The 26,917-nt window shown below is 54.8% G+C and carries 22 protein-coding genes; 5 read left to right on the top strand and 17 right to left on the bottom strand.

Annotated features, from left to right (window positions below; all coding sequences use genetic code 11):
* Positions 1-73: 73 nt before the first annotated feature.
* Positions 74-1,045 carry an ABC transporter substrate-binding protein gene (locus tag R2K28_RS01235; RefSeq protein WP_316367616.1) on the bottom strand — a complete coding sequence of 324 codons (972 nt, stop codon included), beginning with the start codon at positions 1,043-1,045 and terminating at the stop codon, positions 74-76.
* 192 nt (positions 1,046-1,237) lie between these two features.
* Complete coding sequence (locus tag R2K28_RS01230) at positions 1,238-1,792, bottom strand: hypothetical protein (protein WP_316367615.1); 555 nt, start codon at positions 1,790-1,792, stop codon at positions 1,238-1,240.
* Between the two features lie 209 nt (positions 1,793-2,001).
* Between R2K28_RS01230 and R2K28_RS01225 the strand changes: the two genes are divergently transcribed.
* Entirely contained in the window at positions 2,002-2,886 is an 885-nt protein-coding gene (locus tag R2K28_RS01225; protein ID WP_316367614.1) for a hypothetical protein, read from the top strand.
* Between the two features lie 13 nt (positions 2,887-2,899).
* On the opposite strand, the gene rssA is transcribed toward R2K28_RS01225, so the two are convergent.
* Genes rssA through R2K28_RS01210 form a run of 3 tightly spaced genes read right to left on the bottom strand, consistent with a single transcriptional unit; the run spans position 2,900 to position 5,250 of the window.
* Positions 2,900-3,865 (bottom strand): patatin-like phospholipase RssA, encoded by a 966-nt coding sequence (gene rssA / locus R2K28_RS01220; protein WP_316367613.1) that lies wholly within the window; start codon positions 3,863-3,865, stop codon positions 2,900-2,902.
* 45 nt (positions 3,866-3,910) lie between these two features.
* Complete coding sequence (locus tag R2K28_RS01215; protein ID WP_316367612.1) at positions 3,911-4,591, bottom strand: HAD family hydrolase; 681 nt, start codon at positions 4,589-4,591, stop codon at positions 3,911-3,913.
* A 2-nt stretch (positions 4,592-4,593) separates the two neighbouring features.
* Entirely contained in the window at positions 4,594-5,250 is a 657-nt protein-coding gene (locus tag R2K28_RS01210) for a class I SAM-dependent methyltransferase (RefSeq protein WP_316367611.1), read from the bottom strand.
* A gap of 161 nt (positions 5,251-5,411) precedes the next feature.
* On the opposite strand from R2K28_RS01210, the gene R2K28_RS01205 reads away from it, so the two are divergent.
* A complete protein-coding gene (locus R2K28_RS01205; RefSeq protein ID WP_316367610.1) occupies positions 5,412-5,594 on the top strand; it encodes a hypothetical protein in 183 nt (60 codons plus the stop codon).
* 85 nt (positions 5,595-5,679) lie between these two features.
* Here the strand turns inward: R2K28_RS01205 and R2K28_RS01200 are convergent, their stop codons facing one another.
* Both R2K28_RS01200 and R2K28_RS01195 read right to left on the bottom strand, forming a co-directional pair.
* On the bottom strand, positions 5,680-6,594 hold the full coding sequence (locus R2K28_RS01200; protein ID WP_316367609.1) for a general secretion pathway protein GspB: 915 nt from the start codon (positions 6,592-6,594) through the stop codon (positions 5,680-5,682).
* Between the two features lies 1 nt (position 6,595).
* A complete protein-coding gene (locus R2K28_RS01195; RefSeq protein ID WP_316367608.1) occupies positions 6,596-8,380 on the bottom strand; it encodes an AAA family ATPase in 1,785 nt (594 codons plus the stop codon).
* Positions 8,381-8,820: 440 nt separating this feature from the next.
* Here R2K28_RS01195 and R2K28_RS01190 point away from each other — a divergent pair, with 440 nt between their 5' ends.
* Positions 8,821-9,021, top strand: coding sequence for a hypothetical protein (locus tag R2K28_RS01190; protein ID WP_116445704.1), 201 nt, complete (start codon positions 8,821-8,823; stop codon positions 9,019-9,021).
* Between the two features lie 239 nt (positions 9,022-9,260).
* Here R2K28_RS01190 and R2K28_RS01185 read toward each other — a convergent pair whose 3' ends face one another.
* The 4 genes from R2K28_RS01185 to R2K28_RS01170 all read right to left on the bottom strand — a co-directional run bounded on the left by R2K28_RS01185 (position 9,261) and on the right by R2K28_RS01170 (position 16,463).
* Complete coding sequence (locus R2K28_RS01185; RefSeq protein WP_316367607.1) at positions 9,261-13,025, bottom strand: translocation/assembly module TamB domain-containing protein; 3,765 nt, start codon at positions 13,023-13,025, stop codon at positions 9,261-9,263.
* Positions 13,022-14,746, bottom strand: a complete 1,725-nt coding sequence (locus R2K28_RS01180; protein WP_316367606.1) for an autotransporter assembly complex protein TamA — start codon at positions 14,744-14,746, stop codon at positions 13,022-13,024. The genes R2K28_RS01185 and R2K28_RS01180 overlap by 4 nt, the downstream gene beginning before the upstream one ends.
* A gap of 65 nt (positions 14,747-14,811) precedes the next feature.
* Positions 14,812-16,116, bottom strand: a complete 1,305-nt coding sequence (locus R2K28_RS01175; RefSeq protein ID WP_316367605.1) for a type II toxin-antitoxin system HipA family toxin — start codon at positions 16,114-16,116, stop codon at positions 14,812-14,814.
* Positions 16,113-16,463, bottom strand: coding sequence for a helix-turn-helix domain-containing protein (locus R2K28_RS01170; RefSeq protein WP_116445701.1), 351 nt, complete (start codon positions 16,461-16,463; stop codon positions 16,113-16,115). The genes R2K28_RS01175 and R2K28_RS01170 overlap by 4 nt, the downstream gene beginning before the upstream one ends.
* Positions 16,464-16,735: 272 nt before the next feature.
* On the opposite strand from R2K28_RS01170, the gene R2K28_RS01165 reads away from it, so the two are divergent.
* Positions 16,736-17,737 carry an amidohydrolase family protein gene (locus R2K28_RS01165; RefSeq protein ID WP_316367604.1) on the top strand — a complete coding sequence of 334 codons (1,002 nt, stop codon included), beginning with the start codon at positions 16,736-16,738 and terminating at the stop codon, positions 17,735-17,737.
* Between the two features lie 9 nt (positions 17,738-17,746).
* Here R2K28_RS01165 and R2K28_RS01160 read toward each other — a convergent pair whose 3' ends face one another.
* From R2K28_RS01160 to R2K28_RS01150, 3 genes are all read right to left on the bottom strand, one after another.
* A complete protein-coding gene (locus R2K28_RS01160; protein ID WP_316367603.1) occupies positions 17,747-18,274 on the bottom strand; it encodes an NADPH-dependent FMN reductase in 528 nt (175 codons plus the stop codon).
* A gap of 65 nt (positions 18,275-18,339) precedes the next feature.
* Complete coding sequence (locus tag R2K28_RS01155; RefSeq protein ID WP_316367602.1) at positions 18,340-18,711, bottom strand: hypothetical protein; 372 nt, start codon at positions 18,709-18,711, stop codon at positions 18,340-18,342.
* A gap of 36 nt (positions 18,712-18,747) precedes the next feature.
* Complete coding sequence (locus tag R2K28_RS01150) at positions 18,748-23,049, bottom strand: DEAD/DEAH box helicase (protein ID WP_316367601.1); 4,302 nt, start codon at positions 23,047-23,049, stop codon at positions 18,748-18,750.
* A 105-nt stretch (positions 23,050-23,154) separates the two neighbouring features.
* On the opposite strand from R2K28_RS01150, the gene R2K28_RS01145 reads away from it, so the two are divergent.
* Positions 23,155-24,156, top strand: a complete 1,002-nt coding sequence (locus tag R2K28_RS01145; protein WP_316367600.1) for an SRPBCC family protein — start codon at positions 23,155-23,157, stop codon at positions 24,154-24,156.
* A 131-nt stretch (positions 24,157-24,287) separates the two neighbouring features.
* Here R2K28_RS01145 and R2K28_RS01140 read toward each other — a convergent pair whose 3' ends face one another.
* The 3 genes from R2K28_RS01140 to R2K28_RS01130 are packed head-to-tail and all read right to left on the bottom strand — an operon-like array spanning position 24,288 to position 26,634.
* Positions 24,288-25,502 carry a vWA domain-containing protein gene (locus R2K28_RS01140; RefSeq protein WP_316367599.1) on the bottom strand — a complete coding sequence of 405 codons (1,215 nt, stop codon included), beginning with the start codon at positions 25,500-25,502 and terminating at the stop codon, positions 24,288-24,290.
* Between the two features lie 17 nt (positions 25,503-25,519).
* Positions 25,520-26,089, bottom strand: coding sequence for a hypothetical protein (locus tag R2K28_RS01135; protein ID WP_316367598.1), 570 nt, complete (start codon positions 26,087-26,089; stop codon positions 25,520-25,522).
* Complete coding sequence (locus R2K28_RS01130; RefSeq protein WP_316367597.1) at positions 26,086-26,634, bottom strand: PspA/IM30 family protein; 549 nt, start codon at positions 26,632-26,634, stop codon at positions 26,086-26,088. The genes R2K28_RS01135 and R2K28_RS01130 overlap by 4 nt, the downstream gene beginning before the upstream one ends.
* Positions 26,635-26,917 lie beyond the last annotated feature (283 nt).

Genomic DNA, 26,917 nt, shown 5'->3' with positions numbered 1-26,917 from the left:
AACAACAAAACCAACAACCAGAGAACAACAGCCCTATAGCCTGTAAAAACCTTCTCTCTGGAATTAAAGTACATCATGAATTGACTTTCTTCGCCTTTCTTAGCAGTGACTCCGGAAATCTGATTCCGCTCTGTTGCAAGATTGCATGATTAATCCAGATATCCCATTTGCGATTGGAGACAATAGGGATTTCAGAGGGCTTGATCCCATCCAGAATAGCCAATGCCGCCAGTGCGGCCCACTCCCCGTGCTCTTCCGGTATTTTTGTCAAGCCAAGCAGTGTATAGGGCATCATCCAGCCGTGATTGGTCAAGGTCAACGTGGTTGTGTTTTTTACCACGTAATCTGAAACAGACTCCGTATACCAGTCATTAATGCCGGAATTACTCCCAATCACTACAAAATCATAGCCCTGAGCCTCTTTGTAAGCGTCAAGCCATTCCTTGGTTGTATTCACAAGACGATGATCCATCAAGATACCGTGCTTTTCAGCAGCCCGTTTGAATCGATTCAGATTTTTCTTTTCAGTCAGGGTATTCGCTCCAATATAGATTGCCTGGTGGGCACCACCCTGTATATGTCTTGCATTGTCAAACAGCACATCGATAGGCGCCACTTCAACTATCCCGGTAGCATTGCTATATGGAAAACCGTACTCATCCACATTCCAGTTAACACCACAAAACACAAAAGGAACCTTGTGATCCTTGAAAAATGGTTTAATGACATATTTCGCAGCATTATCATCTGCAGTGATCACCACATCGGGTTTCCAACTCTCTATCAACTCTTTTGCTTTTAGCGCCGCCTCTTTTTTTGACTCTTCATCCTTGTGTCGTTTTGTGTCCATATCAAACTGTTTTACATCGCATTTGCCATCCAAGGTTTCACGCAATCCATTCTCAACTCCGTCAGACCATGCATAGCCTTTATGGTAGGAGGAAATAAATAGGCATTTATTGGCCATTGCCTGGCTGAATGGCAGTGCAATAAGCAAAACCAGCATCGTTGCCATCACATTTTTAGCCGTTGGAATTATTACCATATGTAACTCACTCCCTGTCTGATATAGATAGGCACAAATTCTAGGTTTGGTTCTTGAGATGTATCGGCAGGGAATGGAAAACTTTACACATTGATCACTATTTGAGAATGCTAAGCATATAAATCCTATCGATGGTTATATTGTTGATTTACAATACAATAAACAGGGTAAATATGGACATTGGAATGGCTATCACGGATTGGTGGCAGCTTTCTCACGGACTATTTTCCTGATCAGATCCGGGGCCAGCTCTAACTGCCTGACACGTTTCCACAGGCGCTCAGGATTGTGCTCATAAATAGCCAGCAACTCATCAGCAGTGATCCAGCTGAGTTCACGCCGCTTTTTGAACCTACCCACCGCATCGTCCCGCCACTCCCGATTCAACAGATTGACATCCCGATAGGGGAATTCGATGAAATAGGTCCTCCAGCTTTTGGGGTGGATACGTCTACACCACCAGTCCGGATAGATCGACAGGGTCTTTTCGAACAGTGTGTCGACGATAGGGATCTGTTGTTTGACTTGAACGGCATCCCGGCATGCCCGCTGCAGATTCTCGGCGAAATACATGCTCTCGGTCTCCTCGACAAACTCCCTGACCGCAGTCGCCCTATACCCCTCACCGATCCCCAGGCCACCGCCAAAATCGATCAAGTAACCGGCTTTACGGCCACTGAATGTGGACTGAAAGAGAAAAATGAGATCCCCATCATGCACGCAGAAGGGGATTACACCAGCCCCCATTTAAGTACCCCCGGATAATCACTGGAAAATTCCACATGTATATTTAACTCTACTGCTCCGCTGACACTAAACATCGCCATCCGACCATGAATACTTTTTCGATTGCTGTTCGAATATCGACTTGGACAGTTATACAGAAGAGACACATATTAACCTTAGCCCAGGGAAAAATACTTGCTGAATTGACCATCAAGGACCAAACTTTTCTCATGGGTATTGAAACATACAGCCGCCGTCTACTCGCCCCCTTTCACGGATTGCAGCAGATTATCAGCGTGGCAGGCGGTATTGCGGAGAGCATGAATGGCTGGGACTGGAAACTCTATGTGGCCGATGAAAGCATCGTCAGCCATACCGGCCTCTCCGAGATTGTTTATGGCAGTTGGAATCCTGCCCAAGGACTCAGTCGCTCGCGTATCCGCGGTGCCATACCGTCCAACCTGATCGAGCAGATAGGCGATCATTTACTCCATGCAGTCGAGCAACATGCTGAAGAGATACCCTTTCAAAGCATGGATTTTCATGAACTATGGTTGCTCGACGAGCAAAGTGGTCATCCCCTGGCTTTACTCGATAGCGCACTGGGCAGCGATATACGCACCCCTTATGACAACCCTGCCTGGTATCCAGGAGGTCAGGCTGGTAGACAATTCAGCTCTGCAGCCGGCAGCACAGATGAGCTCATCCACCTGGTCAAGCACGCAGCAGGTAAACAGCCAACCGCCATATGGATAGAACGAAATCGTGATGGTTCGGGTATTGACCGACATGGCAAGCACTATCCCGACACGATGTTTCCGACGTTGCTACTGCGTGAGAGTTGGAACGACTCCGCGCAACAACAACTGGTCTCTGATTTTCTGAATTGGCAGGCACCCTGGCTACTGCAGCTGCCACTCCGCCCTGAGATTCGCATACGACTGGAGAGAGCCGCATGGGAACGCCCCCTGGAAACCAGCCGAGTCTACCGGCTGTTTCCCGAGATACTCGATGAGAAAGGCCTGACCACCACCAGGGTCAAGGCCCGCATAATGCATGAGAAACCGCTCACACAGAGCGTCAACGAGCCCTTTTACCCATTCGTCAACGAATAGCTTACAGCGCCTGTCAGCGTTCAAACAACTGCTCCAATGCGGGTCGCATACGCCGGATCTCCTTCAGGCCTTCATCGATTGCCATTTCAGCCTCATCAAACTCCATCAGTCCCAATTTCGACATCCGGGGGGCCAGGGTGATCTCCGGTGGATCACCAGCCATGCGACTTCTAGTTATTCTGTCCTGCATGATATTGATTGAGCTGGCCAGCACCTCATAGAGTCCGGGAACGTTCCGGTTCTCTCCCAAAAGACGGTTCATCAGCTCCTTCTTTCTTGAATAGAGACTGCTCATCACCTGACCGGTGATACGTCCCCAAAGATCATCATCCCTGACCTCAGCCGGCTTATTCTGATCAGCGCTGCTTTGGCGCAGATGCTTACCGAGAATATCCCCATTCAGATTGACAGCGATTACGATATCAGCGCCCATTGCGCGACACAGGGAGACCGGGACCGGATTCGCCAACCCGCCATCCACCAGCCAACGACCTTCATGTCGCAGTGGCGTAAACAGACCGGGAAGACTGATGGACGCCCTTACCGCCTCCATCACCGGCCCCTGACGGAACCAGATCTCCCTACCTGTCTCCAGCTCTGTAGCGACCACCCCAAGCTGGCGTTTCAAGTCATTGAAATCCAGGTCCTTGACATATTCACTGATAAACTCGGCCAGCCTGTCCCCTTGAATCAGGCCGCCCCCCAACAGGGTGGGATCCAGAAACCGGATGATCTCTTTCCAGGTAAGGGAACAGGTCCAGGCCTGGAGCAGTTCCAGCTTATCCGCGGCATAGGCGGCCCCTACCAAGGCACCGATGGAACTGCCACTGACAATTTCAGGCTCGATGCCCATCTCAGCCAGGCCGTTGATAATTCCAATATGGGACCAACCACGGGCCGCGCCACTGCCAAGGGCCAAACCGACTTTCAACTCCACCAGACCACCATCCCTCTCCAATCCAGCACTAAGATGCCACAATCAGCTTACATGGACTGATTATACAGCAGGTCACGGAAGCAGTGATCAGGTAATATCCAAGGCATGCAGCACACGCTGTTTCAGCTCAAGAGGCTGGCGGGAGATCAGCGCGGCCGGCACCCCGATCTTCCTGGTCAGGCGTTGGTAGCTTTCAAAACCGAACGACACCATGAATGGGTGCATCCCTGAACCGACAGCTGCCACATAGTCGCATTTCTCATCGCCTGTTGCGTAGGCCCGGGCAGGATTGATCTGCAAACTCTCACGAATCGCCTGGAACGCCGTCAGCTTCTGCTTTCTCAATGGCAGGTGGATGAGAAAATCGAGCCCCGTAACATCGACCCCATTGCGCAGATAGAGTTTACGCAGGGTCTTTTCCGGCTCATGGGTGATATTGCGGGTAATCATGCCCACCTTGAGATCGGGTTGCGCAATCAGTCTGTTGATCATACCCCCCATGCCTTCAAACAACCTGGCCTGTTCCCTGTAGATCTCAGTCAGGGTGACAATCAGATCGGTACGCTGCTTCTCCTTCAGCTGTTTACGTAGATTTTTCGGCAACTCCTTGAGACCGCCGATATATTTGAAAATCTTACGCCGACCCTGAAAACGTTGTATATCACCGATATCCATATTGTGCGCTGAAAACGCCATATTGATCGCCTCGAACGCATCAATGGTAGTGCCATCCGCATCGAGTATTATGAGTCGGTGTTGATCAAACATGCTCAACAAAAAACAACCTCGGCATGGGTCCCGAAACGGCCGATCCGATTCGCCTTCAGGCAACGACACTCAGTCCAGGCATCGATAATATGCTGCTCTGCCCTTCGATGAGTATCATCCATGAGAATCACGCACTTCTCGCCCAGATGCTCCATCATAGTGGGCAGCAGACCGTAACGACCGCCTGGATTACTGCTGGGTGGACCGTCGCATATCACCAATGAAATCTTATCCACCACCAGGCCTTGGGGTATCAGGTACCATCGGTAACCGTCATAATCCACCAGTGGCGTATGCAGCAAGGTAATATGGGAGAACTCGAGGTAATCGAGGATCTTGCGCAGGTAGTCGTACCAGGTTTTATTATGTTCCAGGACGATAAACTGGCGGCCCCTATCCCGGGTAAGGGCACCCACCAGCAGGGTGGTAGCACCGGAACCGCACTCCAGAACAGCCCCTTTGGAACGAATCGCGTGTCCACCCACATGCCGGAGGTAGGATAATCCTGCAGCATATCCGAGGTTTCCCCAAGCCAGCGCGAGCAACAGAATATCAATGCCGCTCGGTGAGTTACCCATTGGCTTGTCGCGTAAACGGACACAAACCTTTGCCAGCAACATGGCCTTCAATGGGAAAAAAAGCGCTCTCAACCAGTTCATATTTTTACAACCATAATCAACTTCCACTGTAAAGAGATCTTAACCGAATGCTGTTACAGTCATATTGCGCATACGCACTCTAGTGGGCCAAGCGGGAAGACTTTACCGGATTCGAATAATGTGACGCCTTCACTGTGCACAAATATGGTTAAGGAGAGAACATGATCGATTGGGAGCAATTAGATCGGCAGCGGCAGGTCAAGCTCCGGGAGGCCTTTGGCCACCACCTTGACACCCTGCCGCCAAGCTGTTCACTAGACATGAAAATCGCCCGCTTTCAGGAATGGTTGAGCCTGAAGGGTATACAATACAAGGCTCCGGCACAGGAGAGAAATAGCGGCTGAACAGTCTCACCTGTTATATATGCTAGGGCCTTGATTGGCGCTTTTTCAGGCTCAACAGGGCGTATTGGATCAGTGATAACAGGCCCTAGTACTTGTCACGCAATAGCCGCACCAAACCATCACCATAATCGACCACGATACCGTCCCTGTCGATGGCATGCAGGCGATAGCCGTTCACACCAAGGGTGTCGCCTTCACTGTAGCGTCGCATGTTGATAATCACAAATCGTTGCGCCGGTTTCTCATGGTAGACATGGATCGTGGTGTTGAGCTGTTCCAACTCCTCCCGCAAGGCCTGGTCCATCTCCCAAATCAATGGAATCTGTTGTTGTTCCATCTGCTCAGCATCCGCAGCTTCATTCACTCTCGATTCAACTGCAGCAACCTGTTTGTCATCTACATCAGACACGGTTACACCTTGCTGTGACTTCTCCTTAACAGTGTCCCTTTTAGCTACGACCCTGGGTAGTGGCGCTTTAGGTACAACAGCGGGCAGGGGTGATTGCGCCCTGGTTGACTCTTTTACAGTTTGCCTCGGCGGAGTCTGCGCCTGTTCCATACGAGCGGGCTCAGGACGATCCGATATCTTCTTCGGCTGCCGCTTCTGGCTCAACATCGCCTCACTGACCAAGGGTCGCTGATTAGGCTGGCCACTGCTACGTATTCGCTCAGCAGTCAATCTCTCTTTTTGTACCGTCGGTTTGTTTTTTTCTGTCGCTCCGGCACTAGTGTCTTGCACTCTCGCCTGTGTGGCTTGTTGTTTCGTCGGCGTAGGTCCCTGCTGTTCGTTTTGGCCAGGCGTCTCAGGTTTGCTCGCATGATCAGTAAACAGAAACCAGAATATAGCAACGATCAATAACAGGAGTATTGCTAACACCAGCCAGCGTCGCAACGCGGAATGATTCTCATCAGGAAGCGACGTGGTATTAGGCAGGATATCGGTTTTACCCGGCATCCTCTCCTGGGAAGCCCTTTCCAACGCATCGAGTATGGAAGACATATCAGCCCCCCGTCCGGCGCAACACCGGCCTGGTTGAGTCAGTCACGCTGCCATTCAACTGAATTATTGTCTGCCTGCCCACAATGCCGTCCGCCAAAAGACCCTGGGCACGCTGAAAACGCATCACCCGCTGCTGTGTCTCCGCATCGAACCTGGCACTCGACGGGTCAAAACTCGATTCGGTCCCCTCGATGCGATCAAGCATCGATTTCAGCCATGCCACGTCCTTCCCTACATGACCAATACTCAACCTATCACTACTGAGCCTGGGTGGACGCCATAATATGATATAACTGCCGCTCCAGAGTTGATCGATCTCCTCGCGGGAGAAGTCAAAACGGCGGCCATTCAGATCGAGGGTCACTTCACTATCCGTCAGTGAGATTGCAACCACATTGTAGCGTTGCCCATCCTCCATGATCAGCTCCAGCACTGCAGGTCGATTATAGTAAGCCAGATTTTCCCAGGAGCCACGGCCGTAGATACAACTCAATCCCACCTCTTCCGCCTTGTCACAGGATGAACGTGATGCACCTTCCAAGGGATAGACACGCTGCCAATAACTAAACAGAGTGATAAATGCACTGTTTTCATTACCTAACATGCTGCCAAGCCCCGTCTGACCCCCATCCTCCAGGGTTACTTGCTGAAGCTCCGTGACAGACGCAACATGGGACTCAGGGGTGGCCGTGTCTTGAGCAGGCGGGTTTCCGGCTGCCGATGGGGACACCATGTCCATTGGGGCTGGATTGACGGTTTCAGCCGCCCCCGCAACAGACTGCGGGGTGGTTGTCATGGCTTGCTGATCCCCGAGACTCTCCTCAACCGGCACTGTATCGGGTTGGGCCTCGGTCGAAGCGAGGGATGGAACCAAGCGAATCAGTTGATCGGCGTTCCAAGCGAGTAGCACCGCCAAGGTACATCCAAGCAGGGTGACAACAACCCAGGCCCATGTAAGCTGGCGACGGGAACCTTCACCCAATCCGCTCAGTTCCTGGTACACCCGTTTGATCATGCCCCCGGTCACTTGCTTGCCACGCTCGGCATAGGCCATCAACATCCCCCGATGACAGAGGATATTGATAACCCTGGGAACACCCTTGCTATAGTGGTAGATGTTGCGCAATGCAGCGCCGCTGAACAGGGCATGCTGCGCTCCCGCCACCCTGAGGCGATGCAGAACATAGGCCCGGGACTCGGACTTGGAGAGCGGTGTCAGGTGATAACGTGCCGTCACCCGTTGCGCCAGCTGACGCAACCTATCCTGCTGCAATAAGCTTCTTAATTCAGGCTGACCGACCAGAATGATCTGCAGCAGCTTATGTTTCTGTGTCTCAAGATTGGTGAGCAGGCGTATCTGCTCTAGGGACTCGTAACTGAGGTTCTGCGCCTCGTCGATGATCACCACAGTGTGGCGTCCCTGGCTATGAGTCTCCAGCAGAAAGGCATTCAGAAAATCGACGATCTCCTTGATGCTGGTACAGCCCAGGGGGTAGAGAATATTCAATTCATCACAGATTGCCGCCACCAACTCCAAGGGTGTCAGGCGGGGATTGAAGATGAACGCCACATCGACCGCGCTAGGCAGTTCATCCAACAATTTGCGGCACAGCACTGTCTTGCCTGTGCCCACCTCGCCGGTGAGTTGCAAGAATCCTCCACCTTCGGTGACGCCATACAGCAGATGGGCGAAACCATTGCGATGCCTCTCGCTCAGAAAAAGGTACTTTGGATCCGGGGTAATGGAAAAGGGATCCTCAGTCAGTCCGAAATAGTTCTGATACATAGTGGCAGGTTGATTCTCTTGCTGCTTCGCATGTCTCGGTTTGTGGTGTATTTCCAGTGCTCGAGGTTTGAGTATACCTAAACACTTCCAGAGTGTTTTCGGCAAGCAAAACGAGAGTTGAATCTCAGTTTGAGAAATTAGCGATTATTTTCGCCCTTTGTATAAAAATAAATCAGTTACTCGCTGTCTATAGGGTAAATATTGTGAGGTATTTGCCGACTAACTATATGAGACACAAGGGTTACCCCGTATGTTCAGATAGCCGTCCCAGGACCTCATAACTGACGAGAAAAGGTAGCTCAGGGGTGAAATAGTCAATTTATCACAATCAATATAGGTAATTTATCACACTATTTAACTAATTACCTTCAAGATTGACTTGTAATTTATTGATATTTTGCTAATTTTTGTTGTACAAATGACCGATCGAGTTTACGACCATGACTGGCTTATACAAGACCCGCACCTGCAGAGAGTGCCCCCATCAGATCATCAACGGGATCGCCTGTGATTGGCAGCCCGGTGAGTGCCCGATTCAGATTGAAAAGAGACAGAACAAGAAGGTATCCAAGACCAAGGCCTTCTTCCTGACCAATCTGCTCATCGCGGATGATTTTGACGCGGTCCGCAGCAGCAACTAAAGCTTGCCGCTCAACCCTGGACAGCTATCTGGCAATCGCTGCCCGATGCAGTTTAATCGCGATACAGTAGGGACGCTGTGTCTACATCCCTCGTACGAGCGTGGGTGAAATCCCACGCCATAAAACAACCCAATCCAGGCTGTCACCCATCAACTCATCGTCGATCGAATGGCGTCCTCTGTTAAAAACCCGCTTTAAGCGACCATCACCAGAGGGCCGGTGACAGACGACACTCAATCTCAACGATCAAAGGTATAGAAGAAATCTCCAGACTGGGTACGCCCCGTCTCCGCCTCCAGCTGCCAGCGGTCCGTCAGATCATAACGCATACGCACCTTTGTCTCGCTGGTCGCCAGTTCGTTGACATATTGAACATAGAGCCGGGGTGACAGATAGGTACCCGCCACCAGGGCGGCCTCTTCCAGTGAACTCCCCGTCTCCACCCGCAACTCTTCCAGGCCCAGCTGCCGTCCCAATTCCGTGGCAACACTGCTTGCGCCCGTCGCCTGCAGGACCGCGAGCATGCCCGCGGTCTTGCCCGAGGACTCACCCGCCGGGCGGCCGGTGACGATATAGGAGAGGATATCGCTCTCTGACATGGAGGGGGATGAAAACAGCTTCAGCTTGGGCTTTTTCATGGTCCCTGAAATACGCATCCCGGCCTTGATCTCATCAATCTCCCTGACTGCGCGCACATCGAGACCGGGATTGTCCACCGGTGAGTCGGCAAACAGGGCGTATCCCCGCTCGATTTTCAGATCCTGGCCATAGGCCTGGTAGATGCCATCGCTGATGCCCAAGCGCCCACGACCCACAACCGGCCGCCCCGGTTCGTCGATGATCATCAGGCCGCCGGTGAATCTACCCCGCAGTCCGAAGCCGTCGAAACTGACCCGCTTACCCAGACTCAGGCGGATTTCAGCATGCAGCGGGGTATCGGGTTGCTCCTGCTCTGTCTCCGAATCACCGACGATCACCAGGTCTGAACTATCCGAGACCGCCGTCTCCGGCAGAGTGCGCGGCCTGATCCTGGCATAGGGCAGATGAACCTTGCCCTTGAGCACACTCTTTTGCGCACTGTGTTCAAGGCTTAGATCGGGTGAGAGCTGCACTTCCGCCTCTGGCGTGTTCACCAGCAACCACTCCTCTCCCTTGATCTTGATTGTGGAGGGAAAGCCTTTTTCGGCATCCATTCGAGTGGTTCCCTGAATTGATAAGCTCCCCTTTCCGGATCGTACCTTGCCCTCCAGAGTGAGGGTCTTCAGATCCGGGGTCTGCATAAGCATCTCCATGTCACGCAACTCTATGCCCAGTATCGGAATATCCACTGCCCCCCGGGTAAGCTTGGCATCGCCATGCACACTCGGCGCCCGTAGATACCCACCCAGGGTCATATCGACAGCCAGCTCACCTTGACTGTTTTGCAGTTGGGGTGAGAGAGCGGTAAGCATGCTCAGGTCCTTGATCCCGCCTTGGATGGTGCCGTGCAGGATCTGTTCATCGAGGTTCAGGTCAGCCAGGTCAATCTTCGGCAGCCCCAAGGTCAGATTGAATCCGCCCAGCTGCTGCAAGGGCAGGGCCATATCGGCCCGCATGCCCTCCCGGTCGATGCTGGCAGTGGCCTGACTGCCTGAAAAATCCACCTGCTCCTGAGCGGCGCCCAGGGGAAAATCAAGTCCACCCCGGGGGATTGTCAGTTCAGCGTCACCGCTGATGCCAGCCCCGGCATCGGCTTTGAATTGCGCCTCCAGGTCAGCCGCTCCGGCAATCCGCGTCTCATCCGGCAAAAAGGGTTGCAGTAGACTCAATGGCAGCTGACTGGCCTCCAATTTTGACTCCCAACCAGCGTTTTGCCCGGAGAAGCTGGCACAAACCCGCGCCTCCCCCGAAACCAGGCAGAGGGGTTTCAGATCCTGCTCGGCAACACCCAGTCTATAGGTCATGGCCGATTCAAGTCGCCACTCACCCGCCTCTGGCGCCGATAGCTCTAGTTGCTGTAGCTCCCCCTGCAAAATATTCTCCTCATCGATCCCGGAATCAGCCGCAAGGGAGATCTGAGGCACATCCTCACCCACCAGATCGATCTGCAGGCGATGCTCTGGAATACGTCCTTTGACATCGATATCCAGAGATGCCCACTGTTTGCCGAATCCACTCAGATCTTTGCAATGGAGTGCGATTGCCAAGCGCTGCTCGGTGGACATCTGCAGTTCCAAATCACCCTTCAGCTGCCCCACCCGATACGCCGCCAGGCCCAGCTCTCCGGCATCGATATTCGCCTTCAGTGTGGGTGCTTGAAGGGTACCACCCAGATCTCCCTCGGCCTGCAGCATGCCGCTCAACCCAGGCCAAAAGGAGGCCAGCTCCGGGGCATCCACCGACCAGCTCATTGCCAGGCGATCGCCGAGTGTGCCGTCCACTGCTATGCGGTTCCGACCAGTGACCAACTCCAAGCTGTGGATGTTCAAATCTCCCTGTTTGAGTGTCAGCTCTCCCTGCCCATTCACGGCATAGTCCCGCAGTGAACCAGACAGGTCGCTGAGCTGGAACTCAGCATCCGTCTCACCCTCCACAATCCCTCCTTGGGTAACGAGGTTGAATGCCAGGTTACCGGGGAACATGGGGTGTACCAACGCAGGGTCCACCCCTTCCCCAGACAACCCCAACTGCCAAGAGAGCACCGGGCTCCAGGCCAGCTTGCCACTGCCTTCGATCTTACCTTGCGGCAATTCAACCGCCAGGGTCGCCAGGTCGATCTGTTGCCCTGTCCCGGTGCCGGCAGCATCCAGTTGCACTGCACCCACTTCGCGCCTGGAGGCCTGCATCGCCAACTGATAGCGATAGACATCGAGTCTTCCCTGCAGTTGCAAACTGCCCGCATCGCTGCTGATCTCTGTGGTCTCCCCAATCAGCGGCCAGCGCAAACCCTGCCACTGCAGATCGGCAGTGAGTTCACCACTCTGCGCAAGGTAAGCCCCTTCGGCGGTTAGATCCAAACCATCCCCATTACTGATACGCAGCCCACCGATCCGGATGGCGCCCTGGTTGTAATCCCCACGGAGTTCAGCATCGATCTCACCGATCCGGGGCTCTACAAGCTGCAGATCTGCTGTCAGATCCACCACTTCGAAACTGCCACTGGCATGCAGCTGACCCGCTAGCAGTGCCGGAAATTCATGGCTGAACGCCGCCAGCTCACCCCTCTCCAGCTTCAGCTCGGCCCGCCATCCAGGCTCACCCTGCAGATCTGACAACAGTGCCTCCAGCTCACCCTTGAGGGGTGGAGCGAGCTGTTGAGTGAGTTTTATCTGCTGCAGATCCCCACTCAATCGTCCCTCGCCGGCCAGGTCCGGCCCCTCCGGGAGTGCATGGGTCCAGGCGAGATCGATGGCCATCGGCAGTTGTGCATCCAACCCTATAGACCCCTGCAGCGACAGCTCGGATGAGAATCCCGACACAACGAATTGAGAGAGTATGAGGCGATCACCTTCGGTTGCTGCCGAAAGGTTGAGTGTGTCGATGCGTACCGGATCAGCAGCATCTCCCTGAACCAGTTCAAACCCTTCTGATGAGAACCGCGACAGGGTAATAGCCAGGGGCAAGGCAATGCCCTGAAAAGGTTCGACAGGGGGTGTGGCTTCGCTGCCCTTTTGACCCGACGGCAGATTGACACGGGTCTCCTTGAATGAGAGTTCAGCAATATCCAGGTGCAACCCCAACAGCTGGGAAGGCCGCCAATCCAGAAAGATCCGCTCACTCTCGAACCTCAGACCATCCCCTTGTTGATAGACCAGACCGGTCAGCTCCAGGGGGCCGGCCAGACGCCCGTGCAAGATGTCCACCTTGAGATCCCCCGGCGCCAGCCTTTGCGCCATATAAAACAGGCGTCGGCTTCCGTCATGGGTGAACATGAGGTAATAGAGCATCGCGCAGGCCAGTAGCAGGACCACCAGGATGGTGAGGGAAATATAGCGGGCAAACCGTTTTAAGACATCCCTGGTCATAACTCCGGCCCTATGACGATATGCAGGCGCCAGTGGCGTTCATCCTCGACCCAGCCACGGGCGATATCGATCCTGATCGGCCCGACGGGTGAACGCCAACGGGCTCCCAATCCGAGGCTGTAAGCCGTTTCCGAATCATAATCGGGATCAAAGGCATTGCCCGCATCCATGAACAACGCTCCGCTCCATTTACCGCTGATGTGCCGCTCCAGCTCCACGCTGCCGACGGCGAAATAGCGCCCGCCAATCACCTCATCGTTCTGGTCCCTTGGTCCCAGGTCCTGATAACCAAATCCCCGCACGGTGTTATCACCGCCGGCGAAGAAGCGTTTACTGGGTGGCAGCTCAGTCAGATCATCGGCCCAGGTCGCCCCCAGTTCCAAACGATTCAACACCCGCCAGTCGCCGTCACCGAATCCCCGGATGAACTTGGCCGCAGCAGAGAGCTGAAAGAAGTTGGTGGTTGAAAGCAACGATTCCGAGGCGCCTTCAAGACGAAGTTCCAACCTTTTCCCACGTTGGATATAGGCCTTGCCGTCGCTCTTTATGCGCAACCAGCTAATGCTGGGCACCAGCAGGCGCGAGCTGTCCTCCTGTTCACCCACCTCGAAATCCTCATAGCTGTACTCCAATCCCAGGTCGCGCCGCCAACCCCGTTCCAAACCAACCGAATGGCTGGCACTCAGCAGCGCCCGGTTGCCTTTGTTGGTGTCCGTGTCGAAGTGCTCCAATGAGGCCCCGAAGCTGACAAAATCTACCGTCGGGCGTTGCAGTGGAACGATATATTCCGTACTCAGTGTAGTGAGCGGTTCTGAAATCTGCAGCTCGCTACGCATGCGATGTCCGTTACGCCCACGCCGGCGGTTCTTCCAATCCAGGGTCAGCCGAGGCCCCATGTCGGTGGAGTACCCCAGACCGATTCGGTAACGATTGCGTTTGTTGGGTTTCAGATTGATATCGATGGGAACCCTGTCCCCCTCGCGCTGATCACGCCGGGTCACCACCTCGACCTGTTTAAAATACTCTGTATCGATCAAGTCACTCTGCAGACTCAGCAGCGACTCCTGGCTAAAGGGGTCGCCTGAATTGAAAGGGACGAAACGGGCGAGAAACTCCGGATTCATGACCTTCTGCTGCATCCTCACCTCACCAAATCGCAACTGCATCCCGGTATCGAGGTGAAGCGTGATGGATGCGGTATAGCGCTGCAGGTCGACACGCAACTGATGTTGGGTAAAGCGGGCATCCAGATATCCCTGTTCGATAATCTCCGCCAAGATCTGTTGCTTGGCCTGCTCGTAGCGTGTTTGGTCCAGCACCTCGCCAGCCGTCATGGAAAAGCTTTTTACCAATCGCGGATCCTGCGCACCTTCACCGAGCAACTGGAAATCGACTTCGCTCAGTTTCACCGGGGGACCCGGCTGAATATGATATGACAACGAGAAACCCTGATCGGTGCGAACCATCGATGCGGTGACAGTCGGCCTGAAATACCCGAACGGGCGCAATGCAGCCTGAATCTCCTCCTCGGCTTTATCATGCAGCAGGCTCAATCGCGCAGGGTTCATGGATTCACGCTCTCGCTCCCGCTCCACCGAGAGGTAGGCCAGGACGTTATCCTTCAGTTTTGCATCCAATCCATCGACTTTGATTACCACATCAAGGGCATACAGAGGTATTGGGCACAACACCCAGGCTAAAATAAAAACTAGCTGCCGCATATGACTGCTGACACATCTCCTTTGGTTCGCCCGATCCAATCCACGGGGGTTTGGGTAACTATTGATCAAGAGAGTTCCAAGCGCAGGGCGTTTTGAATCTGTCTCTGCATCTCAACCGGCACCCCCGCCTGTTCGGCGAATTGGCGCCAGTTTGAGACCACCTCGAGTACCTCTGCGACGATCGCCTCCCCGCGGCCCCGCTTCATCGAGGCCGACTTGGCGCAGTCCTTGAAATCATCCATGCTGAAGCCGTATCGCTTGCCGTTGAGGGTCATCTGGTGGGTTGCGGTCCAAAGCCCGTCCGGATTGAAGCTGTAGGTCATGTCGAAGGCCGGCGACAGAGACCAGCTACCCGACTTATCCATCAGAAAAGCGATATTCTTGACATGGTCGTCCTGATTGCGGCCGATGATATTGAATGCCATACGGCGAAACTGCTCCTCGGTCGCCTGCATCGGCAGACCCAGTTGGCGTATCACCATCAATGCCTGTTCATAGCTGTAGCCACCCGCCATATTGAAGTCGTAGTGGGCCATGGCGCAGAGGGACTGCATATGCAGCTTTTCACCCCCGTCCAGGCGGTCGAATCGCTTGGTCATGAAGTGACGCCGTCCACCCTCTTCGAACAAGCGCGAATCGTTGATATGGATTCCGCTCGCCTTAGCCATCAGATAGTAGGCATATTCAATGGCGCCGTATCCCTGGGGGTCCTGCAACTCTTTATCCCGGTTACCGCTGACACCGTCGAACTTCAGCAGCCAATATTCGAACCCCTCATCGGCGCTGACCTGACCGGAGCGAACCTCGTTGCTGAGGGGATTCCAGGCGATTACCGCCTTCGCCCGCGCGCCCCCGGCGGAGGTACCGACACGCAGAATATCCCTGAGCGCATGCCCCTTGTCGGAATCGGCGAAAGAGTGGTGCAACTGCTGACGCTGGGTGAGCACCTGGGATGCCAGTTCAACCAGCCTGTCGATCTCAATGGGGCTCGTATAGCGGGTACGGGGTCCGATCGCCGGGACATACTCCAGCGCCCCCATGCCGCGTTGCCCGGTGTAACAAAGACGTTCAATACCATTGAAATCCTGGCTCGATCTTCCTTGGGAGGCGAGCCAGGCGTCGATCAGGAGATTGCCAAACCTGTCTGGCAGTGAGTCCGCCAACAGCCCGGGCAGACCATGAAAGGTCTCCCGGGCAAGCTGCGGAAAACGATACAGACGACTCGACAACGGCATCATCATCGGCGCCACCTCGATACCGCTGTGAACAAAGGCCGGATCATATTCAAACACCGCCGTGCTCTCACCATCCTGCAACGAAACAGCACCTATGGAGCGCCCCCAGAGACGCACCTCGGCAACCGTCGTCACGACTCATCACCCCAGCGCCAGGGCTTATCCTTGTCAGCCTTGTTACGCGGGGTGGATGCCCGCCTGCGCACCTTCCCTCTACGTTTCAGCAGGTCCATCGGCCGCTGGATCTGCTCAGGAAACAGCAGATCCAATCCGGATAGCAGTTCCAACACACGCAGCAGGCGGATCATACTCGACATCTGTGCCGAAGAGCCGGCCTCGATCCGCTCCACGGTACGCTTGGCAACCCCCGCCTGCTCGGCCAAGACCGCCTGGGTCATCTGCATTTCGAGACGACGCTGTAGAATACGCTGGCCTATCTCCGCCAGGACTGCCTCATCTGAGACTAGATCTGATATCTTCATATTCGCCTTATATTAAGAAATAGCTAGGTTCAATCTACTTATATCGTAAATTGTTGCGACCATTAAGGCATTTATTAAATATTTCTTAATATTTGACGAATAATTTACAATTATTATATATATTTCGTCATATATGTCGATATACTACATTGCTATTCTATCTGAATTAGCGCTGCACAGGATCGGGGATTCAGCCGATTCGCACTCGGCCCTGCACGCTTTAGTCGCCGGCGAAACTCGTCAATGCCCAGTTGGCAAGGTAGGCTAGGGTTATGCAGACAATCGACATCCACACCCATCTGCTAAACCGGGAAGTCGCCTTCGATCGCCCATTCGACAGAGCCGCCGTACATCTCTTTGCCCGCAGTCTTGGGGCCGATCCGCGGGCCTTAAAGCAGCAACCCTATCAGACCTATATTGAGGCCATGGCCAGGGCAGTCGCTGAGTCCAACTATGTGCGGAAGACCTGCCTGTTCGGTGTCGATGCCCGTTTCGATGAACAGGGCAGAGAGGTCGATCGAGACAGGACCGTCTGCGCCATGAACGAAGATGTAGTGGCGGTCGCCGCCAGCTATCCCGATCAGTTCATCCCTTTCCTGTCGGTCAATCCAAGGCGGCCCGGTGCCCTTGATCTGATCGACGAATTTGCGGAGAGAGGATGTCGTGGCGCCAAGTTTCTGCAGAACTACTGGGGAGTCGATCTGAATAGTGAACAGCTGATCCCCTATTATGAAAAATTGAAACAGCATCGGCTGCCATTGATTGTGCATATTGGAAGTGAATACACCATTCACTCCTATCCAAGCTATGAACGGGTGGAGATGTTGGATCTACCACTGGGTGCCGGGGTCACAGTGATTGCCGCCCATATGGGGTTGGGGCGTTACGAACACAAATTACGTGCATGGAGAAATCTCAGCAGACAACCCTGTTACTTCGACAGAGACTATTTTCGCTTACTCGAGATGTTGACCCAGTACCAGAATCTCTACGCCGATATCTCCGCAATCCTGGCGCCCTTTCGCGCCAGGGCCTTGCGTCATCTCTCGGAACAGCAGCAGGTACATGAGAAGATCCTCTTCGGTAGCGATTTTCCGGTTCCCTTTACGGTACGCCATAACAGCTTCGACCTGAACAAGGCAACCCGAAGGCGGATCGCACAGATTGAGAATCCCTTCGATCGTTATACGGCGGTGATGCTGGAGTACTTCCCCGCCGAGAGCCCCATCTACCGCAACCATACAAAGCTATTATCCGCTGTCAGCGAAAAATAGAGCGATTGGCTAGCCCTTCAGCGAAGCCACCACCTCAATTAACTTCTCGTTCAGTTCACTGTTTTTAAGCATCCCCTGTTGTACATCAAAGTTGTCATAAAAACTTGGAACAGGGAGGCTGCCCTTGAGCAAGGCGCTAAAGCGGGGAAGCGATGCGGTTGCCAAGGCCAGCACACTGGCGCCACCGCGCGCCCCTGGTGACGTGGAAAGGACCACCACCGGTTTATCGCTGAATATCTCCTTACGTATCCTTGAACACCAATCAAACAGATTTTTGTAGGCCACACTGTATGAGCCATTGTGCTCGGCAAAGGAGATGATCAACCCATCACAGGAGGCTATCTTTGCTAAAAAGTCATGGGCCAATTTCGGCTGTCCAAGCTCCTCTTCCCTGTCGACGCTGAAGAGTGGCAACTCGTAATCGTTGAGGTCCAATATTTCAACTTCTGCATCTTCCATCAGGCTGCAGGCATAGGTCACCAATCGCTTGTTAATCGATTTTTTACTACTGCTCGCTGCGAATGCTAATAGTTTCAAACTTGCCTCCTGGTCAATATGCTATGAGTTTTAAGTTTGACTCGGTTTGCGCACTTGGTTTACCGCTACTGTTTTGTACCGAATTTGCCTGAGTAATGATAGCTGTAAGCCATGAAAGCAATCAGCGCAACGGCGAAAAGGGTGATAACCAAACTGAACTCAACCGCACCCTCCAGGGAAAACACGATGCGTACTGCGGCAATCAATGCCACAACAAGCATGGTTGGAATCAGAATCCATCTTCTCTGCAAAGGCCTTCTATCGGCGATCAGCAACATCACTGCCCAGGAGAATGCAATTACCGAAGCCAGCCCCATGGGGTAAACCGTTACCGATACCCCCATTCTTTCAGGCATCCACACCAGAACTGCAACCACGAAATCTGCAATTGCCGCGATCCAATAGCTCAGTCTCAATAAAAGAACAGCTTTATTCATTTCCCTATGTACCAGGTGGGCGTTGAAATCTAAACACTAAAATAAAGGTCCTTGATGGGGCTTGTGATAATTGGCCGGATGCTGTTTGCGTGTCAGCAGGTTTTTTATATGCCAATGTTCACTCTCCGGCACGCCATCGTCGATGCTGATCTCCCCGCCCTGATTAGTTGCGATGGGTTTTCCATCTTTGTAGAGAATACGATGACCTGCTTGGGCAGTAATTCGCTTGCCGGGCGTAATGATGCCGGTTAGGTTCAGGGGGTCTGCACTGCTGATGCTTACCAACTCATCCTCATCTTTTCTCTTACGCACCTCACGCAGCATGCTCACGGCCTCCGGCAGGGCGAAGTGCTCACCGGCAAATTGCTGCACGAAACGGCCTCCCCTGATTTCACCCCGCGCCTCCAGACGTCGAAAACAATACAGCAGCTCGCGCCATGAGGGTAGATTACTCTCGCGCTCGAGCAGTTTTCTAAATACAACTCCATAGCGGGTTAGCAGGGTCCTGGCGATCTGCTCAATCCGTTGCGACTCCTCCTCATGACCTATTGGCGCACGTATCAACGACCAGCGTCCACCCGAGGCCAGGGGTGCCTGGAGTGCCGTACGACGCGGACTGCGTTTGCGGTTTTTCTCCGGCGTGATCATGGCACGCAAGCCCTGGTACTGGTCCGAGTTGACCAATCCCCAGGCAACCAGTTCGCCCAATGCACCCTCGAGTTGGGTCTTCAGCAGACCGGTTTGCTGCTGCAGATCATCGAAGAAACTGGCGCCCCACTGTTTCAGCACATCCAGCACCTTGATCGCTGTGGCACTCACCCCGTCCGGGACTGTGGTTTCGGCCTGGCACCAGACAGAGAGGCGTGGTCGAAAGACGAATGCCAGTGGTGTGGTCTTGATTGCCGGACTCTTGCGTTTACTCTGTTTGACATCAGTTGGATGCAAACGCAGCCAGGCAAGCTTGCCCGCAGCACACAACTCGTCCAGCTCACTTGAGAAGTAGGGCTGCAGCCGAGCGGGTAATATCTCCCCTTCCCAACTGCCAGCGGGCAGGCTGACACCTTCGAGCTGCAGCATCACCCGTTCCAGGGCAGCCACACCCTGCGCGGGTTCCTCCAATCCCTGCCAACTGAACAGGAAACGCATGAAGTCAGCGGGACTCACCGGTTCGATCTCACTGCGCAACTGTTTCAGGGTGTAGCGGTGGATACGTGCCAGCAGACCCCGCTCGCACCATTCAAGCTTCGATTCCCGTGGATCGAAGTGGCCCTGGATCACGTACCCCTCCTGCTCCAACTCTGTTAACGCCCTTTCCACCTCGGCGGTTGCCAGAGCCAGCGGTTTTGCCAACTGTTCAACGGTAACCGGCCCTAAACACTCCAACCGGCTGCGAAGGATTTCAGTGACGGCTGACGTAACCCTGTCAGCCTCACTTGCTGCTAAGGCCTCTATCTCCGGTGACATGGTATGTTCAGGGCAGATCAACGATAGCGCCTGCAGCCGTTCTGCCGCGACCCATAAAACCCCACTCACATTGGAGAGCCGTGTTGCGCGCCGCTGTCGCTGCAACTCAGCGAGGTAGTGCTGCCACTGCTCGAGCACCTCAGTGGCGATTTCCCCCTCTTCGATAAAGCCGGCGATCAGCAACCCATCGTGGAGTTCATCCGCGTTGCGCGGTTGTGGCCAGGCCTCCTGTCTCACCCGCTCAATCGCCTGCGGATTCAAGCGCCCCAATTCGGCAGCGCTGTGTGGATCCAGGTGGCGTCGCTGTTGTACAGCCAGGGCGCGTCGCTCTTCCGCCGGTGCATCATCGAGGAAGGCGTAGGGTCGGGCGTTGAGGATCTCCAGCGCCATCGGCGATGGCGTGGGCAACTCCTTTGCGGTCACTTGAATGCGCCCAAGCTCGATTGCGTCCAGCACCTGCTTCAGACCCTCGATATCCATCAGCTCATGCAGGCAGTCCCACAACACCTGGTTCACCAGCGGGTGGTCCGGTATCTCGCGATCGCCCTGGATGTTTTCAAAACAGGCAAGCTGGTCCGGAAACACCAGCGCCACCAGATCCTCCGCGTCATTGCGCTGGAAGGGTGCGGGCACCCGCTTGCCGCCGCGCATGCGCGGCACCGCCAGGGAGATATTGGTCACCCAGCGCCAGCGGGTCGGAAACATGGGTGCTGCCAGCAGGGCCTGAATCAATACCTGTTCGACACTCTTTGCTTTCAGATAACCCGCCGGTTCCTCCAGGGGAAAGCTGTGGGTCGGCCCCAGGGAGAGGATCAGGTTGTCCTCGTTGGCGGCCGCCTGCAGTTCGAAATTGAAACGGCGGCAGAAGCGCTTGCGCAGGGCCAGGCCCCAGGCCTTGTTCACCCGGGAACCGAAAGGCGCGTGAATGACGAAATGCATATCGCCGCTCTCGTCGAAGAAGCGCTCGAAGACAATATGTCGTTGACTCGGCAGCACACCGAACAGGGCCTTGGTGGCCGCCAGGTATTCCACCAGCTGTGAGGCGACAACCGGGTCGAGGTCATGGGCCTGCTCCAGGTAATCGAGTGCTGCCTGTTGCCCCCTATCCAGCAACCGGTCCAGGGTCTCATGCAGACGGGAGACCGCTTGGGAGAGCTCCTCACTCCGGCCGGGCGCCTCGCCGAACCAGAAGGGGATCGAGGGGGGTTGGCCGTGGGCATCCTCCACAAATACCCGGCCCTGCTCGATCTTCAGCATGCGATAGGAGAAATTGCCGAGCTGGAAGATATCCCCCGGCATGCTCTCGAAGGCAAAATCCTCGTTCAGGCTGCCAACGAAGAGCCCTTCAGGTTGCAGAATGACATCGTAGTCGAACTGATCGGGTATGGCACCGCCGTTGGTGATGGCCGTCAAACGGGCACTGCGGCGTGGTCGCAGCATACCGTTCACCCCATCCCGGTGGAGATAGTCACTGCGTCTTCCCCGCCGGGTGTGAAAACCATCCGCAAGCATCTTCACCAGATCGATGAAATCCTTCTCAGTGAGATTGTTATAGGGGTGTGCGCATTTGAATACCCGGTAGAGGGACTGCTCATCCCACTCCCGGGCCGAGACCTCGGCGACGATCTGCTGCGCCAGCACGTCCAGTGGATGTTCGGGAATCGGGATATGGTCGAGTTCGCCCCTGCGAATGGCATCGAGCATGGCCACCGACTCCACCAGATCGTCACGGCTGAGGGGGAAGAGCCTCGCCTTGGGGGTTCCTGTCAGTTGGTGCCCGGAACGGCCCGCCCGCTGCAGGAAGGTGCTGATGCTGCGTGGCGAGCCCATCTGGCACACCAGCTCCACATCGCCGATATCGATACCGAGTTCCAGGGAAGCGGTCGCCACCAGGGCACGCAGGGACCCCGACTTCAGGCGCTGCTCGGCATCCAAGCGGTGCTCCTTCGCCAGGCTACCATGGTGGGAAGTCACCGCCTCCTCGCCCAGGCGCCTCGCCAGTGCCGCCGCCGCACGTTCGGCGAGGCGGCGGGTATTGACGAAGACCAGGGTAGTCTTGTGTTGCGTTATAAGCTGCTCGAGCCGGCGGTAGATCTCCTCCCAGGCCTCGTTGGCCATCACCGCCTCCAGGGGTGAACCGGTCAGCTCGATGGCTAGATCCCGATCGCGTACATGACCGGTGTCGACAATGGTACAGGCCCGCTGCAGCGGGTCGTCGTGCTGCCCGGTGAGGTAACGGGCCATCGCCTCGATCGGTTTCTGGGTGGCAGATATGCCGATGCGCACCGGCGGCCTGTCACACAACTGGTTGAGCCGTTCCAGGCTCAATGTTAGATGGGCGCCGCGCTTGTTGCCGGCCAGGGCATGGATCTCATCCACGATCACGCTGCGCACCGTGCGCAGCATCTCACGCCCCGACTCGGAGGTCAGCAGGATATACAGGGACTCCGGGGTGGTCACCAGGATATGGGGCGGGGAGCGTTTCATCGACGCCCGTTCTGCCGTGGTGGTATCCCCGGTTCGCACCAGGGCGCGAATCGGCACGTCCGGGCATCCACATTCCAACAGGGCATCCCGGATACCGTTCAATGGCAGCTCCAGATTCTTGTGGATATCGTTGGAGAGCGCCTTCAACGGTGATACATAGAGCACGTGGGTCTCATCGGCCAGGGGAGATTCCAGCCCTTCACCCACCAGCCGGTCGATCGCCGCCAGAAAGGCCGCCAGGGTCTTGCCTGAACCCGTCGGTGCCGAGATCAGGGTGTTCTGCCCGGCCTGAATCGCCGGCCAGGCCTGGGCCTGGGCCTCGGTGGGTGCATGGAAATGGCGTTCGAACCATGTACTGACAGCCGGATGAAAATGGAACCTGGACATGCCCCCATGATAGCGCTATTTCCTTACCTGGGAGCTAATCCTATACTCGATATACTGTTATCGGCAGACTAAAAAAACGAAACCAGCGGTGGAGGGAGCCTTACCATGACAACAGCACTCATTGTAATCGTCATTCTGATTGCCATTCCCCTGATCTACCTGGCCACCCTGGATGGCAATTACAAGGTGAGACGCTCCCTGGAGATCGCCGCTGGGCAACAAACCCTGTTCGACAAGATCCGGGATTTCAAGAGCTGGTCCGATTGGAGCCCCTGGTTGATGCATGAGCCTGACACCATCCTCGCCTTCTCCGACACACCGGACCAGGAGGGGGGCTGGTACAGCTGGGACGGCAAAACCGTCGGCGCAGGCAAGCTGACCCATGAAAGATTCATCGGTATGGAGAAGATCGAACAGCGGATCGAATTCAAGCGCCCCTTCAAGTCTGTGTGCAGCGTCTGGTGGGAGTTTGAACCGACAGGCGGCGGCGCCACCCTGGTCCACTGGAATATGGCCGGCAGCATGCCCTTCCTGCTCCGCTTCATGGCAAAGAGAATGTCGGACTATATCAGCAAGGATTACGACACCGGCCTCTACATGCTACGCGGCGAACTGGTTGCGGATGCGGAGGTCCCACGCATCACTTTTGACGGTCCTGTGGAACTGCCAAACCAAACCGCGCTGACCATCCCGTTCGATGGTCATCTGGAAGCGATGAAAACAGCCATGAAGGAGGGGTTTCCAATACTGGGCAGATATTTGGATGAGAAACAGCTGACGGCCACAGGCTATCCATTCACTATCTACCACAAGGTCGATCTTAAAAGCATGCATTTCAACTGCGACATGGCGATACCGGTGGCCGCGGAGACCAGCTCTTCGGATTTCGTGATCAAGTCATTTCCCGGTGGTCGCTACTACAAGACCAGCTTGCAAGGCAGCTACGAGTTTCTCGAACTCGCCTGGTACCAGGCCTATGCCCACCTGCAGATGCAAAAGATAAAACCCCAGCATAAACATGCCTCCCGGGAGGTGTATGAGAACGATCCCACCACGGTCAGCCATAGCAATGAGGTCGTTACTTCGATCTACATACCCATCAAGTAGAATTCATGCATTAGACATAAAAAGTCAGACATATGCCTGGCCTTGATTCGACAACCGCATAACCTGGAGCCCGGCATGTATGCCGGGCTCGGCTTTTAAAGCGAAATCCGCTATTTCGCTACCTTTCGCCACTAATAAGTGAGGGCTTCCGCCTCATAGTGGATGCCGCTGCGCTCGGCCTGCTCGCGTATGGCGCTGTAGAGTTTATGGTCAAGTGAGCCCTTGGCTCCACCCGACTTCTTCACTTCCTGTTCAAGATACTCCTTGCGTTGTGCCGACAGGGTATCGATCTCCTTCTGCAGGGCCTGACGCTGTTGGGCCTTCTCGCTGATCACCGCCCGTTGCTCCTGTGGTGCCATGGCCTTTATGGATGCGGGCAGATGGTCCCGGTCGATAGAGTCGAGTTCCACCCGGCCGCTAGCCACATCGTCAACCAGTTCACTGTCACCCAACAGATTGGATTTACCGCTCTTGGTGGCATTGAACGTGGCACGACGGGCACGGGATGCCACCGAGGCAGACTCATGTAACTTATCAGCCGCCTTCAGTTTTTGACGTTTCTTCTCCAGCACCTCTTCCGATCCATAGTAGAGGCGGGTTGCATCCAGCTTCCTGGAGAGCTTGGCCAGATTCTCATCAAACGGCGTGTGAATCGCCACCGCGTTTCCGTCTTGAGAGACCTGGGCGTACTGCCCGAGGCCGGCCAGGGCAATCTTGCTCCAGACCAGGCGTGTCTGGGCTCTGTTACCGGCCTGAATGGTATTGACCACTATCCCCCTGGCGTTGGCCAACTTCAGGGTCTGCGGATACTTCACATCATCCTGATAGTCCATGTGGGGCGGCGCATCCCCCACCAGGAAGACCACACGATAGGCATCCTCATCCTGGCTCCAGGAGATCTTGTTGACCGCATCATGCAGGGCCTGGTTGACACTTTCGGGACCATCACCACCCCCTTCGGCGCGAAAATCCATCAGTGTCGCATAGACCGAGTCGAGATCTTCCGATAGATCCACCACCTGGGTGACGTAGCTGTCACCCCGGTCCCGATAGGCCACCAACCCCATCCTGATCTCAGGTGCGGGCTGGGCCTGGGCCATGGTTGAGGCAATAGACCAGATCTTCTCCTTGGACGCCTCGATCAAGCCCCCCATACTTCCAGTGGTATCCAGGGCGAATACCACTTCTATTTTCGGTTGTTCCTGGTTAATGGTGTGCACCGCCGGCACCTGGACAGGGTCCGGCAGGGGCATGTTAACCGCACCAACATCCTTGAGGGCGGGATAGAATGCGATACCACCGGCGGTAAAGGTGAACAGTGCTGCTGCAATAATTTTCGATTTCATGATCTTCTCCATGTTAACTAACGTTGAGTGGATAGTTTGGTGAGGGCGGCTTGCGCCGTGCGATGGGCGAGTTGGAAACGATCTTCCGCAACGTTTACTGCGTTAACTGATTTGCCCGATCGCTGCCAGGTGTTGGGGATATAGATAAACAGTGCCTGGACGAGAAAAAAGCTCCACACACTGAGAAACAGGTTACCGGTCTGCAGCATCGCCCATACCGCAGCCGCCAGGCCGAACAGCACCAGGCCCATATCAACCAATGCCGAGATGAGACTGGAATAGAAATAGAGGGAGCGGAGCAACCAGATAAGTCCCAGGTGGGCCATGAGATAGATCGGCAGGCTCAATCCCATCAACCAGATGCCAACTGCCGCCGCCAACCAGACGCTCATGCTGGTAAAACGTCCGACCTTTTCACCACTGCGACGCAACAGGTAGAGCACATACAACAATCCCATGCCCGCTATAAGCAGACGCAATATAAAGTCGGTGACGAAAACTGTCGTGAGTGCACTGAACAGCACGCCCCCACCGATAGTGGCGACCAGCGCAACGCCGACGCCTTGCATAAAGCTGGGCCGTTTCATGACTGGGTCCTCCTCTGCTTTTCACGCAGAAAGGCGAGTTCAATGTCATCCTCGCTGACTGCGAACTGCCCCATGAAATCCGGTTCGTTGCAGCTGGTATGCTCGGTCTCCTCCTTATCCGAGCCTGCCAGCAGTTCCGCCTTCTGTCGCATGGAGTCGAGACGCGAGCGATTTTCATCAATACGTTTTTTGAGGGCCTCCCCCGCTTCCTCAAACTCCTGTTGTTTGCGGGCGAGATAGTTGAGATAGCGTTCCGACTCCAGCTTGCGCTTCAACAGGGTCCTTGCCAAAGCCTCGTTACCGGTATCGAAACAGAGATCCAGCTCTTCAGTCACCCGATCGAGTCGTTGCTCAAGTTCACTCTGGCGCGACAGGATCTGCTTCTGCTCCAGCCGCATGACCTTGACCCGTTGATCGTCCTTGGCCAACGCCTCCTCCATATCCCGGACCGCCTGCTTGAGCAGGATTTCCGGCTCTTCCATACGATCGAGAACCGCATTCACGTCGGCTCGAAACAGTTGGGATACACGTGTGATGAGTGCCATGGGAGTCTCCTTGTGTTTGAATGTCTATCCAAAGTCTAAGAAGGAGACGGCATGGCGTGTAGGCAGAATTAGGTAAAACTCCGAAGTGCAGATTTACATAGAATTTACATTTCCCATGGGAAATCTTGTTAGTCTTCCAATGGAGCTATCATTGCTTATCTATGTCTGCTTTTTTACATATGGAGGAATATAGCCACAGGCGAGGGCCCATACCGCGCCCAGATACAGATTAACTTTTAATATTTGCGTTTATTCGCGTTCATTTGCGGACTGTTTTTTTACT

This window comes from Candidatus Thiodiazotropha sp. CDECU1, from assembly GCF_963455295.1.
GTDB lineage: Bacteria > Pseudomonadota > Gammaproteobacteria > Chromatiales > Chromatiaceae > Thiodiazotropha.
The sequence above is the reverse complement of the archived record's forward strand: the minus strand, read 5'-3'. Positions and strand labels throughout refer to the sequence as shown.

What these genes read in the sequence shown, in the direction of transcription:
- R2K28_RS01235 (WP_316367616.1), bottom strand. Translation starts at nt 1,045, where the DNA reads ATGGTAATAATTCCAACGGCTAAAAATGTGATGGCAACGATGCTGGTT.
- R2K28_RS01230 (WP_316367615.1), bottom strand. Translation starts at nt 1,792, where the DNA reads ATGGGGGCTGGTGTAATCCCCTTCTGCGTGCATGATGGGGATCTCATT.
- R2K28_RS01225 (WP_316367614.1), top strand. Translation starts at nt 2,002, where the DNA reads ATGGGTATTGAAACATACAGCCGCCGTCTACTCGCCCCCTTTCACGGA.
- R2K28_RS01215 (WP_316367612.1), bottom strand. Translation starts at nt 4,591, where the DNA reads ATGTTTGATCAACACCGACTCATAATACTCGATGCGGATGGCACTACC.
- R2K28_RS01210 (WP_316367611.1), bottom strand. Translation starts at nt 5,250, where the DNA reads ATGAACTGGTTGAGAGCGCTTTTTTTCCCATTGAAGGCCATGTTGCTG.
- R2K28_RS01205 (WP_316367610.1), top strand. Translation starts at nt 5,412, where the DNA reads ATGATCGATTGGGAGCAATTAGATCGGCAGCGGCAGGTCAAGCTCCGG.
- R2K28_RS01200 (WP_316367609.1), bottom strand. Translation starts at nt 6,594, where the DNA reads ATGTCTTCCATACTCGATGCGTTGGAAAGGGCTTCCCAGGAGAGGATG.
- R2K28_RS01195 (WP_316367608.1), bottom strand. Translation starts at nt 8,380, where the DNA reads ATGTATCAGAACTATTTCGGACTGACTGAGGATCCCTTTTCCATTACC.
- R2K28_RS01190 (WP_116445704.1), top strand. Translation starts at nt 8,821, where the DNA reads ATGACTGGCTTATACAAGACCCGCACCTGCAGAGAGTGCCCCCATCAG.
- R2K28_RS01185 (WP_316367607.1), bottom strand. Translation starts at nt 13,025, where the DNA reads ATGACCAGGGATGTCTTAAAACGGTTTGCCCGCTATATTTCCCTCACC.
- R2K28_RS01180 (WP_316367606.1), bottom strand. Translation starts at nt 14,746, where the DNA reads ATGCGGCAGCTAGTTTTTATTTTAGCCTGGGTGTTGTGCCCAATACCT.
- R2K28_RS01170 (WP_116445701.1), bottom strand. Translation starts at nt 16,463, where the DNA reads ATGAAGATATCAGATCTAGTCTCAGATGAGGCAGTCCTGGCGGAGATA.
- R2K28_RS01165 (WP_316367604.1), top strand. Translation starts at nt 16,736, where the DNA reads ATGCAGACAATCGACATCCACACCCATCTGCTAAACCGGGAAGTCGCC.
- R2K28_RS01155 (WP_316367602.1), bottom strand. Translation starts at nt 18,711, where the DNA reads ATGAATAAAGCTGTTCTTTTATTGAGACTGAGCTATTGGATCGCGGCA.
- R2K28_RS01150 (WP_316367601.1), bottom strand. Translation starts at nt 23,049, where the DNA reads ATGTCCAGGTTCCATTTTCATCCGGCTGTCAGTACATGGTTCGAACGC.
- R2K28_RS01145 (WP_316367600.1), top strand. Translation starts at nt 23,155, where the DNA reads ATGACAACAGCACTCATTGTAATCGTCATTCTGATTGCCATTCCCCTG.
- R2K28_RS01140 (WP_316367599.1), bottom strand. Translation starts at nt 25,502, where the DNA reads ATGAAATCGAAAATTATTGCAGCAGCACTGTTCACCTTTACCGCCGGT.
- R2K28_RS01135 (WP_316367598.1), bottom strand. Translation starts at nt 26,089, where the DNA reads ATGAAACGGCCCAGCTTTATGCAAGGCGTCGGCGTTGCGCTGGTCGCC.
- R2K28_RS01130 (WP_316367597.1), bottom strand. Translation starts at nt 26,634, where the DNA reads ATGGCACTCATCACACGTGTATCCCAACTGTTTCGAGCCGACGTGAAT.